12 protein-coding genes are annotated in these 13,400 nt (G+C 75.5%); 7 read left to right on the top strand and 5 right to left on the bottom strand.

Features of this window, described 5'->3' with window-relative positions; all coding sequences use genetic code 11:
- Nucleotides 1-112: 112 nt before the first annotated feature.
- Nucleotides 113-886 carry a polysaccharide deacetylase family protein gene (locus ABT160_RS27415; RefSeq protein ID WP_351650544.1) on the top strand — a complete coding sequence of 258 codons (774 nt, stop codon included), beginning with the start codon at nt 113-115 and terminating at the stop codon, nt 884-886.
- A gap of 119 nt (nt 887-1,005) precedes the next feature.
- Nucleotides 1,006-2,100: a DUF5925 domain-containing protein gene (locus ABT160_RS27410; protein WP_351650491.1), complete on the top strand. Its 1,095-nt coding sequence runs from the start codon at nt 1,006-1,008 to the stop codon at nt 2,098-2,100.
- A 238-nt stretch (nt 2,101-2,338) separates the two neighbouring features.
- Here the strand turns inward: ABT160_RS27410 and ABT160_RS27405 are convergent, their stop codons facing one another.
- Nucleotides 2,339-2,713 carry a GntR family transcriptional regulator gene (locus tag ABT160_RS27405; protein WP_351650490.1) on the bottom strand — a complete coding sequence of 125 codons (375 nt, stop codon included), beginning with the start codon at nt 2,711-2,713 and terminating at the stop codon, nt 2,339-2,341.
- Between the two features lie 153 nt (nt 2,714-2,866).
- Between ABT160_RS27405 and ABT160_RS27400 the strand changes: the two genes are divergently transcribed.
- A complete protein-coding gene (locus ABT160_RS27400; RefSeq protein ID WP_351650489.1) occupies nt 2,867-3,796 on the top strand; it encodes a GNAT family N-acetyltransferase in 930 nt (309 codons plus the stop codon).
- Nucleotides 3,777-4,250 carry a ribonuclease FAU-1 family protein gene (locus tag ABT160_RS27395; protein ID WP_351650488.1) on the top strand — a complete coding sequence of 158 codons (474 nt, stop codon included), beginning with the start codon at nt 3,777-3,779 and terminating at the stop codon, nt 4,248-4,250. Before ABT160_RS27400 ends, ABT160_RS27395 begins: the two co-directional genes overlap by 20 nt.
- Here ABT160_RS27395 and ABT160_RS27390 read toward each other — a convergent pair.
- Nucleotides 4,240-4,689, bottom strand: coding sequence for a GNAT family N-acetyltransferase (locus ABT160_RS27390; RefSeq protein WP_351650487.1), 450 nt, complete (start codon nt 4,687-4,689; stop codon nt 4,240-4,242). The two genes, ABT160_RS27395 and ABT160_RS27390, sit on opposite strands and share 11 nt — an antisense overlap.
- Before the next feature lie 216 nt (nt 4,690-4,905).
- Between ABT160_RS27390 and ABT160_RS27385 the strand changes: the two genes are divergently transcribed.
- Entirely contained in the window at nt 4,906-5,925 is a 1,020-nt protein-coding gene (locus ABT160_RS27385) for a lytic polysaccharide monooxygenase (protein ID WP_351650486.1), read from the top strand.
- Between the two features lie 26 nt (nt 5,926-5,951).
- Here ABT160_RS27385 and ABT160_RS27380 read toward each other — a convergent pair whose 3' ends face one another.
- From ABT160_RS27380 to ABT160_RS27370, 3 genes are all read right to left on the bottom strand, one after another.
- On the bottom strand, nt 5,952-6,857 hold the full coding sequence (locus ABT160_RS27380) for an esterase/lipase family protein (protein WP_351650485.1): 906 nt from the start codon (nt 6,855-6,857) through the stop codon (nt 5,952-5,954).
- A 186-nt stretch (nt 6,858-7,043) separates the two neighbouring features.
- A complete protein-coding gene (locus tag ABT160_RS27375; RefSeq protein WP_351650484.1) occupies nt 7,044-8,003 on the bottom strand; it encodes a DNA polymerase Y family protein in 960 nt (319 codons plus the stop codon).
- Nucleotides 8,000-11,449 carry a DNA polymerase III subunit alpha gene (locus ABT160_RS27370; protein ID WP_351650483.1) on the bottom strand — a complete coding sequence of 1,150 codons (3,450 nt, stop codon included), beginning with the start codon at nt 11,447-11,449 and terminating at the stop codon, nt 8,000-8,002. Before ABT160_RS27370 ends, ABT160_RS27375 begins: the two co-directional genes overlap by 4 nt.
- Nucleotides 11,450-11,596: 147 nt before the next feature.
- On the opposite strand from ABT160_RS27370, the gene ABT160_RS27365 reads away from it, so the two are divergent.
- Nucleotides 11,597-12,631: a DUF3533 domain-containing protein gene (locus ABT160_RS27365; protein WP_351650482.1), complete on the top strand. Its 1,035-nt coding sequence runs from the start codon at nt 11,597-11,599 to the stop codon at nt 12,629-12,631.
- Nucleotides 12,628-13,281, top strand: coding sequence for an acetate uptake transporter (locus ABT160_RS27360; protein WP_351650481.1), 654 nt, complete (start codon nt 12,628-12,630; stop codon nt 13,279-13,281). Before ABT160_RS27365 ends, ABT160_RS27360 begins: the two co-directional genes overlap by 4 nt.
- The last annotated feature ends 119 nt before the right edge of the window (nt 13,282-13,400 follow it).

Raw genomic sequence — 13,400 nt, 5'->3', positions numbered from 1 at the left:
GAGCGGGGTGTACCCGCCCGCCGCGAGCACGGCCAGCTGCCGGGCGAACGCCCCGGGAGGGAGCGGCCGTGCGCGAGGGGGCGGGGGCGTGAACGCGCCGGTGCCGGTGCTGATGTACCACGCCGTCGCGGACCGGCCCGCCCCGGCGGCGCACGCCCTGTCGGTCTCCCCCGGGGCGTTCGCCCGGCAGCTGGCCGTGCTCGCGGCGGGCGGGTACACCCCGCTCACCACCGCCGCCCTGGCCGCCGCCTGGCGCTCGGGCGGCGCCCTGCCGCGCCGCCCGGTCCTGATCACCTTCGACGACGGCTACGAGGGCGTGCACCGGCACGCGCTGCCCGCGCTCGCCGCGCACGGCTTCCCCGCGACGCTGTTCGTCTCCACGGGCTGGCTGCGCGGCCCGTACGACACCGGCGGCGCCCCGGACGCCATGCTCGACTGGGACCAGGTGCGCGCGCTCGCGGCGGCCGGGGTGGAGGTCGGCGGACACAGCCACAGCCATCCGCAGCTGGACCAACTCGACGACGGGCGGCTGCGGTTCGAGGCGCTGCGCTGCCGGGAGCTGGTGGCCGAGCAGCTGGGCGGGCCGCCGGTCTCGTTCGCGTACCCCTACGGCTACTCCAGCCGCCGGGTGCGCGGGGCGGTGCGGGCCGCCGGGTTCACCCAGGCCCTCGCCGTGGCCAACGGGCTCGCCCGGCGTGCCCAAGGGCCGTACGCGCTGCGGCGCCTGACGGTCCGTCGGTCCACCGGGGACGCCGCCTTCGAACGGCTCGTCGAGGGCCGCGCGCTCGGCCGGGAGTTCGCCGTGGACCGGGCGCTCACCCGCGGCTACGCCGTGGTCCGCCGCGCCCGCCGGGCCGCACACCTGGCGCGGGAGGCGGTCGGCTGACCACCCGGGGCGCCGTTCCGGGCATACCACCCAATCGGGACGGCGCTCCCGAGACACGTACGTATCACCACACTCCAAAACACCGTGCGCGGACCGGGTCCGTGCCCGATCATGGCCATATGTCTGCCAAGCCACAGGACAGCCTTCCGATCCGGCTCAACGTCGACGACAGCGACTCGCCGTCCGACGTCGTGGACGCCCTGTTCCTCGGCCGGTTCGCGACGGGCGAGCAGCCCTACTCGCACAGCCGCACGGTCGACCGCGTCAAACCCGGTCTCACGCTGCTGCCGCAGGGCGCCCACGTGCTGCGCGCGGCGCGCGACGACGACCGCAGCGCGACGCTCGCCGAGGGCGACGGCTGGACGCTGCTGGTGTCCCGCTGGAACCGGGGCGCGGACGTCACGGTCACGGCCACCACCGCCGAGCTGGCCGAGAAGGTGCTCAAGGAGGCCACGGACGACGCCCAGGACGAGCCCGAACCCCAGCCGGAGAACGTGACGATGGGCTTCTGGTACGTGTCGCCCCGGCGCGGCCCGCACCGCACCACCCGCCAGATCGCCGCCGGCACCTGGGACGAGGTCCGCCCCAACTACACGGCGCCGGTGGCCGAGGCGATGGACCGGCTGATGAAGGTCACCCCGGACGACATCGCCGGCCGGCTCCTCCTGCTGCACGGCCCGCCCGGCACCGGCAAGACCTCCGCGCTGCGCACGCTGGCCCGCTCGTGGCGGGACTGGTGCCAGGTGGACTGCGTCCTCGACCCGGAGCGGCTCTTCAACGACGTCGGCTACCTGATGGACATCGCCATCGGCGAGGACGAGGGCACCGCCAAGGGCCGCTGGCGGCTGCTGCTCCTGGAGGACTGCGACGAGCTGATCCGGGGCGAGGCCAAGCACACGGCGGGGCAGGCGCTCTCCCGGCTGCTGAACCTCACGGACGGCCTGCTCGGCCAGGGGCGCAACGTGCTGGTCGGCGTCACCACCAACGAGGACCTGGAGCGGCTGCACCCGGCGGTGGTCCGGCCCGGGCGGTGCCTGGCGCGCATCGAGGTGGGGGCGCTGACGCGGCGCGAGGCGGTGGCGTGGCTCGGCACGGAGGAGGGCGTGGGCCGCGAGGGCGCGACCCTGGCCGAACTGTTCGCGCTGCGCCGCGGCACCCCGCCCCCGTCGATCCCGGACCAGACGAAGGGCGCGGACGCGGGGATGTACCTCTAGGGCGTGTTGCGAAAGTAGCGCCGTCCGCCCGGAGGGCGGGCCCCGCGGCGTCTGGTGCGTGCGCTCGCAAGGCGGAGGGTCATCCTCGTACTGGACGTACTTGGATGATCCCGACAACGCAGCGAGCAATGGGGTCTCCCCTGCTCGAGCGAAGCCGAGAGCTTGGGGAAGTGCCAGGCGTCGCGGGGCAGGCGGGACTTTCGCAACACGCCCTAGGACGGGTCCCGGGCGCCCGGGCTCACGCCCCGTACGCCGCCCGCAGGGCCTCCTCCGCCGCCCGCAGCGCGTCCGCGCGGGACAGGCCGAGGCGGCGGGCCTCCTCGGCGTACCCGGCGGCGGCCGTCGCCGCCGCGCGCGCCGCCGCGTCCCCGGCGGCGGCCACGAAGCTCCCGGCCCGCCCCCGGGTCTCGATCACTCCGTCGGCCTCCAGGGTCCGGTAGGCCTTGGCGACCGTGTTGGCCGCGAGCCCGAGCTCCTCCGCGAGGCCGCGGACGGTCGGCAGCTTGTAGCCCACGGGGAGGCGGCCCGACCGGGCCTGGGCGGAGATCTGGGCCCGCAGCTGCTCGTAGGGCGCGGCCGGGGCCGCCTGGTCGATGGCGATCTTCAGGGTCACCCGGCGATTCTCCCGCACCCCGCCCGCGACCACCCGGACGCGGCGACCACGGGGGCCCGGAAAGCGGTAGCCGCGGGAGCGCGGAATGCGGCAGCCGCGGGGGCCCGGAAATTCGGAGGCGCGCCCGCCCGGTGCCGCCTAACGTCGGTTCCCATGACCGTGATCGTCCGTGACCTGCGCCCCGACGACCCGGAGGACGCCGACGCGGCCGTCGGGGTGCTGCGGGCCGTCCTCCCGTCCCTCGTCACCACCCCCGGGGCCCTGCTCTTCACCCTGCGCGGGGCGCATCCCGCCGAGCACTTCCGCGTCCTGGTCGCCGAGCACGAGGGCCGGGTCGTCGGCGTCGCGCAGACCGGGGTGGCGTACGAGAGCAGCGAGCCGGGGCAGGGCTACTGCACGCCCGGCGTCCAGCCGGCCCACCGCCGCCTCGGCGCGGGCTCCCTGCTGCTGCGCACCGGCGAGGAGCACCTGGCGCGCACGGGCGCGGTGCGCGCCTCGGCCTGGGCCGACGACGAGCCGGGGGCGCTGGCCTTCGCCGCCCGCCACGGGTACGCCGCCGGGCGCGCCCTGCGCCACCAGCACCTGGACCTGGCCGGGGCCGCGCTGCCGGGTCCCGCCGCGCCGCCGCCGGGCGTCGAACTGCGCACCGGGGCGGACTTCGCCGGCGACCCGCGACCGCTGTTCGAGGCGGACGCGCAGGCGACGCTGGACGAACCCGGGGACGTCACGGTGGAGTTCGCGGACTACGAGCACTGGCTCACCCACACCTGGAACCACCCGCTCCTGGACCGGGAGCTGACGACGGTGGCCGTGGTGGGCGGCGAGGTGGCGTCGTTCACCGCCGCGCACACCGACCGGGCGACCCGCTACCTGTCCGGGATGACCGGCACCCTGCGGGCGCACCGCGGCCGGGGCCTGGCGACGCTGGTGAAGGCGGACTCGCTGCGCCGCGCCCGCGCGGCGGGATTCACCGACGCCTTCACCAGCAACGACGACGCCAACGAGCCGATGCTGGCGGTCAACCGCCGCTTCGGGTACGCCCTTTCGACGAAACTGGTGAGGCATGCGCGCGCGCTCGGTTGAGGTCGTCCTGGTCAAGGGCGGCCGTACGAAGATCCGTTACGCGGCCGGGGTGGTCGCCGACGACGGGACGCGGCTGACCGTGCGCGCGCCCTGGTCGGCCGAGGGGGTGCGGGACTTCGGGTTCGTGCGCTTCGAGCCCGGGGACGTGTTCACCGAGCACTACTGGCGCGACCGCTGGTACGCGGTGAAGGAGGTGCGCTCCGCCGACGGCACCCTCAAGGGCTGGTACTGCGACGTCACCCGCCCCGCCGAGGTGGGCGCCGACGAGGTCGTCGTCGAGGACCTCGACCTGGACCTGTGGGTCTCGGCGGACGGCTCGCGGGTGCTGCGCCTGGACGAGGACGAGTTCGCGGCGAGCGGCCTGGCCGAGCGCGACCCGGAGGCCGCCGCGCGGGCGGTCGCGGCGCTCGACGAGCTGGAACTCCTCGCCCGGGAGGGCCGGTTCAGCTGGTGAGCCGCTTGCGGTAGTGCACGCGGTCGTACGGGCCCTCGGTGCGGCGGCCGGTGACCTCGTACCCGTACTTCGGGTAGATCTCCTGGTTCTCCCACATCAGCGCGTTCGTCATCAGCCGCACCTCCGGCAGTCCGAGCGCGCGGGCGCGGTCGTCGGTGAAGCGGAGCAACTCCCCTCCCAGACCGCGGCCGTGGGCGTCGGGGTGCACCGCGAGGGTGTCCAGGTAGAGGTGGTCCTCGTGCGCGACGAGCACCAGGACGCCCGTCACCGGGTCGCCGGCCACCCAGACCCGCCCCGCCGCGACGTCCGCCGCGTGGTCGGCCTCCATCGGCGCCGGCACCAGGCCGATGCGCGCGACGTAGGGGCGGAAGGCCGCGTCGATCACGGAGGTCACGGCGGGGACGTCGGCGGGCGCGGCCGGGCGGATCCGGTGGGTCATGCCGCCACGGTACGAGCAGCGGTGCGGGGCGGTCCCGCCGGGTCCGCGGAAGGCCTCCCCCGGGTCGCGCGGGGTCGTTCCTGAGGGGCCTCTTACCCCGGTCTTAACTGCGCCATAAAGATCTTCTCCAGGCCCTTCCCACCCGGTTTTCCAGGGCTTTCAGCGGCTAGCTTGCTCGGCGTCCCCCCACGCAGCCGTACTGAGGAGATCTTCACCATGACCGCTCGTCGCCGTGCCGCGGCCGTCGCGTCCCTCGCCGTCGCGCCCCTCGCGCTGACCGGGCTGGCCGCCTCCCCCGCCGCCGCACACGGATCGATGACGGACCCGGTCAGCCGGGTGTCCGCCTGCTACGCCGAGGGGCCGGAGAGCCCGGACTCGGCGGCCTGCAAGGCGGCCGTCGCCGCCAGCGGGGTGCAGGCGTTCTACGACTGGAACGCAGTCAACATCGCCAACGCGGCCGGGAACCACCGGCAGCTGATCCCGGACGGCAAGCTGTGCAGCGCCGGGAACGACAAGTACAGGGGCCTGGACCTGGCGCGCGCCGACTGGCCGGCCACCAAGCTGGCCGCGGGGCAGCACACGTTCCGCTACAAGGGCACCGCCCCGCACAAGGGCTCGTTCGAGCTGTACGTCACCAAGGACGGCTACGACCCGTCGAAGCCGCTGAAGTGGTCGGACCTGGAGGCCCAGCCCTTCCTGAAGGTGACCGACCCGAAGATGGAGAACGGCGACTACGTCTTCTCCGGCACGATCCCCAACCGCTCGGGCCGCCACCTGATCTACTCGGTCTGGCAGCGCTCGGACTCCCCCGAGGCCTTCTACACCTGCTCGGACGTGGTGTTCGGCAAGGACAGCGGGGGCGGCGCCCCGGCGCCCGAGGCGTCGGCCCCCTCGGAGCAGGAGATCGAGGACGGCGCGGGCAAGTCCTCGGTGGAGCACCACGGGCACGGGGACGCGGACGCGTCCACGAACGCCTCGGCGCCCGCGGCCCCGCGGCAGCCCGCGGACGAGCCGGCCGTGGCCCCGGAGGGCAACGCCCCCGAGGCCGACGGCGCGGCGGAGCCGCGGCCGGCCGGTTCGGCCGCCGGTGCGACGGAGAACCTGGCGGAGACCGGCGGGAACTCCACCACGCCGTACATCGCGGTGGGCGGCGCGGCGGTGCTCGCGCTGGGCGCGGGCGTCATGTTCACCGCGGTGCGCCGCCGTTCGCTCCCGGCGGGCCGGCACAGCCGCTGACCCGGTAGGCCCCTGCGGGCCCCGGTTCACTCCAGGGCGGACGCGCACGTGGTGGGCGTCGCGCGGGACGGGTCGAGCGCGTTGGCCACCTCGTGGTAGGCCACCCGGTCCGTCAGGCCGATGGCCACGTGCTCGGAGAGGTCGAGCGGGCACAGGTCCTGCAGGAGTACGTTGCGCACCCCCGGCCCGTCCAGGAACTGGGTCCGGTAGGGGGTGACCACCTCGTCGTAGCGGGTGGCGATCACCGTGTACCGCACGCCGGGCACGGTGTCGCCGCCCGCGTTGAGCTTGGTGAGGAAGGCGGAGCCGGCGATCTGGTCGGCGAGGCCGGGGGTCTTGTCGTTCAGCAGGCCCTCGGCGCCCGGGAAGTAGGGCAGCAGCCGGGTCAGGCCGAGCAGGGTGGTGCCGTGGTTGTCGGGGGCTAGGCCGACCAGGGCGTTGACCTTGGCGGCGCCGCCGAGGAACTTCAGGTAGTAGCGGGGCATCATGCCGCCCTGCGAGTGGCCGACGAGGTCCGCCTTGGCGGCGCCGGTGGCGGCGAGCACCCGGTCGACGTACGCGTCGAGCTGTCCGGCGGACCGGTCGATGGGGCCGAGGCCGTTGAAGAGCGGTACGCCGGGCAGCTGGCCGTAGTCCAGGGAGAAGACGCAGTAGCCCCGGGCGACCAGGTACGGGGCGAGGGCGAGCCAGTTGTCGACGGAGTTGCCGAAGGTGCCGTGGACCAGGACGACGGGGCGCGGGTGGGCGGCGGAGGGCTTGCAGGAGAAGTCGTTCCAGCCCCGGGTGGGCGCGGCGGCGGACTGGGGGGCGGCTTGGGTGGCGGCCTGGGTGGCGGCCTGGGCGGCGGTGGGGGCGGCGCCGAGGGCGAGCACGACGGCGAAGAGCGGTCCGAGCAGGTGTCTCTTCCAGTCCGATTTCTTCCAGGGCAGCATGGGGTGGTCTCCTCGCGGCTTGAGGCGGTGCGCTGGATGGGGATGGGGGTGTGCGCCCCCTGCGGCCCGGACCACGGGAATGATGCGCTCATGCCAAGTTACGCACGGGTAGCGGAGATGGGAACGGTCGTGACGCCAGAAACTGAATGATCGTCAAAAACCCTGCTACGGACGCCCGTCGGCCCGTCACGCCGCCAGGCTGCCCGGGCCGATCACCCGGCGGCCGAACTTGCGCGCCGCCAGGTCCGCCACCGCCTCCAGCCGGCGCACCTTGTCGTCCACCGGGTCGAAGGTGAGCTGGTGCGCCGCGCCCTCCGCCGCCGCCAGGCCCTCCGCGCGCAGCGCGATCCCCCGCACCCGGGCCCGCTGGAGGCCGAGGGACTCGTGCACCCGGTAGGCCGCCTCGGTCAGCGCGGCCGTGTGCGCGGTCGGCTCGCGCAGCGCCCGGGTCCTGGTCGTGGTGGAGCGGTCCGCGTAGCGCACGGTCACCGTCAGGGAGCGGCAGACCCGGCCCTCGCCGCGCAGCCGGGCACCCAGCTCCTGGGCGAGCGAGAGCAGCGCCCTGCGGTGCTCGCCCCGGTCCAGCTCGTCGTGGCCGAAGGCCCGTTCGGCGGCCGTGGAGCGGGCGGCGGCGTTCGGGGCCACCGGGGTGCGGTCGATGCCGCGGGCCCGCTCCCACAGCTCGCGCCCGGCCCGCGCCCCGGCGATCCGCTGGAGGACGGCGAGCGGGGCCGCGGCCACCCGGTCGACCGTGTCCAGGCCGTAGCCGCACAGGGCGCGGGCGGTGGTGCGGCCGACGCCCTCCAGGACGGCCACCGGGCGCCGGTGCAGGAAACGGGCCGGGTCCTCGACGACGAGGGTGGCGCGGGGGCCCGCCTCGCGCGCGGCCATCCGGGCCAGCATCGGGTTGGGGCCGACGCCGATGACGCAGTCCACGCCGTACAGCGCCAGGGCCCGTACCCGTACCACCGGGGCCAGTTCGGCGGCGCTCCAGCCGAAGTAGCGGGCGGCCCCGCGCACGTCGGCGAGCGCGGTGGCGGGCGGGTCGGCCTGCACCTGCGGGGTGAACTCCCGCAGCAGGTCCAGGAGTCGGGGGAAGCCGGCCTCCCGGCCGGGAGGCAGCAGGAAGCGTACGCAGAGGATCATCCGGCGCTCCCGGGGCTCTGGTGCCACAGCTTGCGCGGCGGGCGGGTGCCGGAGCCGGCCGGGCGCAGGTCGGCCCAGGGGTTCATCTCGTACCCGGTGGGCATCCGGATGCGGCGCCCGTCGTCCGCGCGGCCGTCCGCGCTCCCGGGGACCTCGGCGTCCCCGGTGTGCTCCGCGAGCCGGGCGCCGACCGCGTCCAGGCCGCCGGCGGCGCGCAGTTCGACCAGTTCGGCGAGGTTCCAGGCGGCCTGCCCGACCACGCTGAGGCTGCGCGGTCCGCGCCGCTGGACCACCCCGCGCACCAGCAGCAGCCAGGAGTGGAAGACGGTGTGCGCGCAGGCGTCGTGGCTGTCGTCGAAGAAGGCCAGGTCGACCAGGCCGGTGCCGTCGTCGAGGGTGCTGAAGATGACCCGCCTGCCGGAGCGGACCGGCGGGGTCTGGGTGGCCGCCTTGGCCCCGGCGACCAGCACCACCTGGCCGTGCTCGGCCCCGCGCAGCCGGCGGGCGCCGACCACGCCGAGCTCGCGCAGGAAGTCCCGGTGGTCGTCCATGAGGTGGCGCGAGGCGTCCATGCCGAGGACGCCGAGCTCGGCGCTGAGCCGCTCGGCGTCGTCCAGGTCGGGCAGGCCGAGCGGGGCCGTCCGGTGCCCCTGGGCGAGCGGGAGCTGGCCGCCGTAGGACGCGGCGCCGCGCTGGGTGCGCTGGAGTTCGGTGAGGTGCAGCAGCAGGTCGCGGCGGTTGGCACCGAACGCGTCCAGCGCGCCGACCTGGGCCAGCCGTTCGGCCACCGGCTTGCGCGGGCGGGCCCGCTCCCAGAAGTCGAGCAGCGAGGCGTACGGCTGCCCGGCCTCGATGCGGGCGGTCTCCGCCCCGCTGATGCCGTGGACGTCGCCGAGGGCGAGCCGCAGGCCCCACACCTCCGGCGAGTCGGACACCAGTTCGATGCGCGGGGTGACCGCCGACCGGTTCACGTCCAGCGGCAGCACCGGCACCCCGCGCCGCCGGGCGTCCGCGAGCAGCAGCCGCTTGGGGTACATCCCGGGGTCGTGGGCGAGCAGCCCCGCGTAGAAGGCGGCCGGGTGGTGCGCCTTGAGCCAGGCCGACTGGTAGGTGGGCACCGCGAAGGCCACCGCGTGCGCCTTGCAGAAGCCGTACGAGCCGAACGCCTCCAGGATCTCCCAGGTGCGGGCGATGGTCTCGTAGTCGTACCCCCCGGCCTCCGCGCGCCGGGCGAACCAGATCCTGATCAGGCCCTGCGACTCGGGGTGCGACAGGCCCCGGCGCACCCGGTCCGCCTCGGCGAGCCCGCAGCCGGTCATCACGTGGACGATCCGGATGACCTGCTCGTGGAAGACGACGACCCCGTACGTCTCCGCCAGCACCTCCGCCAGGTCCGGGTGCGGGTAGCGCGCCGGGGCGCGGCCGTGCCGGGCCTCGATGAAGGGGCGCACCATGTCGGCGGCGACCGGCCCCGGCCGGAACAGCGAGATGTCGACGACCAGGTCGTCGAAGGTGGCCGGCTGGAGCCGGCCGACCAGGTCGCGCTGGCCCGGCGACTCGATCTGGAAGCAGCCCAGCGTCTCGGTGGACCTGATCAGCCGGTACGTCTCCGGGTCCCCCGGCGGCACCGCGTCCAGGTCCACGGGCGTGCCGGTGGCGCGCTCCACCTCGGCGACCGCGTGCGCCATCGCGGACTGCATCCGCACCCCGAGCACGTCGAGCTTGAGCAGCCCGAGGTCCTCCACGTCCTCCTTGTCGTACTGCGACATCGGGAACCCCTCGCCGCTGGTGGGCACCACGGGGGTGCGGGCGAGCAGCGAGGCGTCCGAGAGGATCACCCCGCACGGGTGCATGGCGACCCCGCGCGGCAGTGCGTCCAGCGCCTCGACCAGCTCCCACAGCCGGCCGAACCGCTCCTTCTCCCCGGCCAGTTCGCGCAGTTCGGGCAGCTCCTCCAGGGCGGCGCGGGCGTCCCTGGCCCGGATGTGCGGGAACGCCTTGGCGATCCGGTCGACCTCGGCCGGGTCCATGGACAGGGCGGCGCCCACGTCCCGTACCGCGTGGCGCACCCGGTAGGTCTCGGGCATCGCGACCGTGGCGACCCGCTCGGCGCCGAAGCGGTCCAGGACGGCCCGGTAGACCTCCAGGCGGCGCGCGGACTCCACGTCGACGTCGATGTCGGGCAGCGCGGTGCGGCGCTTGGACAGGAACCGCTCCATCAGCAGCCCGTGCCGGACGGGGTCGGCGTGCGCGATGCCGAGCAGGTGGTTGACCAGGGAGCCCGCGCCGGATCCGCGCGCGGCCACCCGGATGCCCATCTCCCGTACGTCGTCGACCACTCGGGCGACCGTCAGGAAGTAGGGGGCGAATCCGTGGTGGGCGATGATGTCCAGCTCGCGGTGCATCCGGCGCCAGTAGCCGGGCCGGTCGTCGTAGCGCAGCCGGACCATCCCGGCGGCGGCGCGGGAGGCCAGCACGCGCTGGGCGGTGCGGTGGGCGGCGCCGACCAGGCGCGCCTCGGGGAAGTGCGCGGAGCCGATGCCCAGGTCCTCCTCCGGGTCCAGCAGGCAGTCCGCCGCGGTCCGCCGGGTGTGCTCCAGGAGCCGGTGGGCGGCGTCCGCGCGCAGGCCCGCCGCCTCCACGACCCGCCCGGCGGCCGCGGCCATGGCGTCGGCGCCCTTGAGCCAGGCCTGGCCGGCGTCCAGGCCGCGGCGCGGGTCGACGGGGACCAGGCGGCGCGCGGCGTCCAGCACGTCGGCGACCGGCCCCTGGCCGGGGTCGGCGTAGCGCACGGCGTTGGTCAGGACCGGGAGCACGCCCTGTTCGGCGGCGAAGCCCACGGTGCGGGCGGCCAGCCGCAGCGAGCCGGGGCCGGTGCCCGGCAGGCCGTGGTGCACGGCCGCGAGGCGCAGCGCGGCGCCGTACCGCTCGCGCCAGGGGGCGAGCAGCCCGGCGGCCCGGTCGGGGCGGCCCGCGGCGAGCGCGCGGCCGACGTCGGAGTCGGGGCCGAGCAGCACGGTCAGGTCCTCGCCGTGGTTGGCGTCCCAGGGCAGCAGGGGGTGCTCGCCGGCCGCGTGGGCGGCGGTGACCAGGCGGCACAGGGCGGCCCAGCCGGCCGCGGAGCGGGCCAGGTAGACGGCGCGCGGCGCGGACTCGTCGACGAAGGCGCCGCCGCGCACGGGGGCCCGGCGGGCGGCCCGGACGGCGCCCGGCGGCCCGGGCGGCGGGGGTGCGGCCAGCGCCAGGTCGACGCCGAAGAGCGGGCGCACCCCGTGGGCGGCGCAGGCCTTGGCGAAGCGGACGGCGCCCGCGACGGTGTCCCGGTCGGTCAGGGCCAGGGCGTCCATGCCCCGCTCGGCGGCGCGCTCGGCGAGCCGCTCGGGGTGCGAGGCGCCGTAGCGCGCGGAGTAGCCCGACACGGTGTGCAGATGCGTGAAGCCGGGCATCCGCAACCTCCTGGATCGATCCGCTGTCACCTCCCCCACTTCCTCACCATAGACCAGTTTCGAACGTACGTGCGACTTCTTGTTCGGCGGTCACCCGTGCAGCCCACCCCGCCTGCGCGCGCGCCCCGGGGCCCCGAGCGTGGGGGCATGACTTTCGTCGACGAGGTGAAGAACGCCGTCACCGTGCGGGCGGCCCTGCTCGTGCTCGGCGTGCTGGGGCTCATGGTCGCTTTCATCACGTCCTACGCGGGGGCGTTCCACCACCCCAAACCCCGGGACGTGCCCTTCGCGCTGGTCGCCCCGCCCCAGGTCGCCGGGCAGCTGGCCGAGCGGCTGAACGCCCTGCCCGGCGACCCCCTGGACGTGCGCACCCTCCCCGACGAGGCCGCCGCCACCCGGCAGCTGCGCGACCGCGACATCGACGGCGCCCTGGTCGTCGACCCGGCCGGCACCACCGACACCCTGCTCGTCGCCGGGGGCGGCGGCGCCTCCCTCTCGCAGGCCGTCGAGCTGGTGGTGACCGCCGCGGAGAAGGCGCAGCAGCGCACCGTCAGGACCGTCGACGTGGCCCCGGCCGACAAGGGCGACACCCGCGGGCTCTCCTCGTTCTACCTGGTCGTCGGCTGGTGCGTGGGCGGCTACCTGTGCGCCGCGATCCTCGCCATCAGCGCGGGCGCCCGCCCCGCCAACCCGCACCGGGCCCTCATCCGGCTGGCCGCGCTCGCGGTCTACTCGATCGCGGCGGGCCTGCTGGGCTCCCTGATCATCGGGCCGGTGCTCGGCGCGCTGCCGGGCAGCTTCCTGGGGCTCGCCGCGCTCGGCGCGCTGGTGGTCTTCGCGGTGGGCGCCACCACCCTGGCCTTCCAGGGCATCGCGGGCGTCGTCGGCATCGGCCTGGCGATCCTGGTGATCGTGGTGCTCGGCAACCCGAGCGCGGGCGGCGCCTACCCCTACCCGCTGCTCCCGCCGTTCTGGCGTGACATCGGGCCCGCGCTGCCGCCGGGCGCCGGGACCTGGGCGGCGCGCTCCATCGCGTACTTCAAGGGCAACGCCCTCGGCGGGCCGCTCCAGGTGCTCGCGATCTGGGCGGTGCTCGGGGCGGTGGTCACGCTGGTGCTCTCCGGGGTGCGCAAGGACCGTACGGACCGGGCGGACCTGGCGGCGACGGAGGGCGTCTCGTGAACCTGCGCCACCGCTCGGGACCGGCCGAGCAGGCCGTCTCGGTCAAACGGATGGAGCCCACGGCCCAGGCCCAGCTGGGACCGCTCGGCCTGACCGGCTTCATCGTGGTCACCACCATCGCGACCGGCATCGACGCGGGCGTCTTCCCGGAGAAGCTCGCCGCCTCGGTGCTGCCGGTGGTCGGCTTCTTCATCGGCGGCCTCGCCCAGCTGCTCGCCGGCCTCTTCCAGGCCCAGCGCGGCGACACCTGGCACGCCACGGTGTTCGGCGGGTTCGGGCTGTTCTGGATGGCGAAGGCGCTGATGCTCCAGTGGGTGCTGCCGGGCGTCGACCCCTCGCTGCGGGGCGACGCCATGGGCCTGTTCACGCTGCCGTGGGTGTTCGTGGTGTTCGTGCTGTGGCTGGGCAGCTTCCGGATCCACCTGGCGCTGCTGACCACCTTCAGCTGCGTGCTCGTCGTCTTCGTGGCGATGACCTGCCACGGCTTCACCGGCGCGGTCGGCTGGAACCGGCTGGCCGGCTGGGCGGGCCTGGCGGCGGCGCTGGGCGCGCTCTACCTGCTGGCGGGCCAGGTGCTGGCCTCCACCTGGGGACGGCCGGTGCTGCCGATGGGCCGGTTCCTGGCCCCGGAGGAGAGCCCGGAGCACTGAGGCGCGTACGTGCGTGAGAGGGGCGGGGGCCCCGGGGCCCGGCCCCGGCCCCCCCCCCCGCGCGCCTACCCGAGGGGGGCGGGGGGAGCAGGGGCGGACATGCGGCGCTCCAAGGCAGC

This window comes from Streptomyces sp. NPDC001941, assembly GCF_040296945.1.
In the GTDB taxonomy this organism is placed as follows: domain Bacteria; phylum Actinomycetota; class Actinomycetes; order Streptomycetales; family Streptomycetaceae; genus Streptomyces.
The sequence above is the reverse complement of the archived record's forward strand: the minus strand, read 5'-3'. Positions and strand labels throughout refer to the sequence as shown.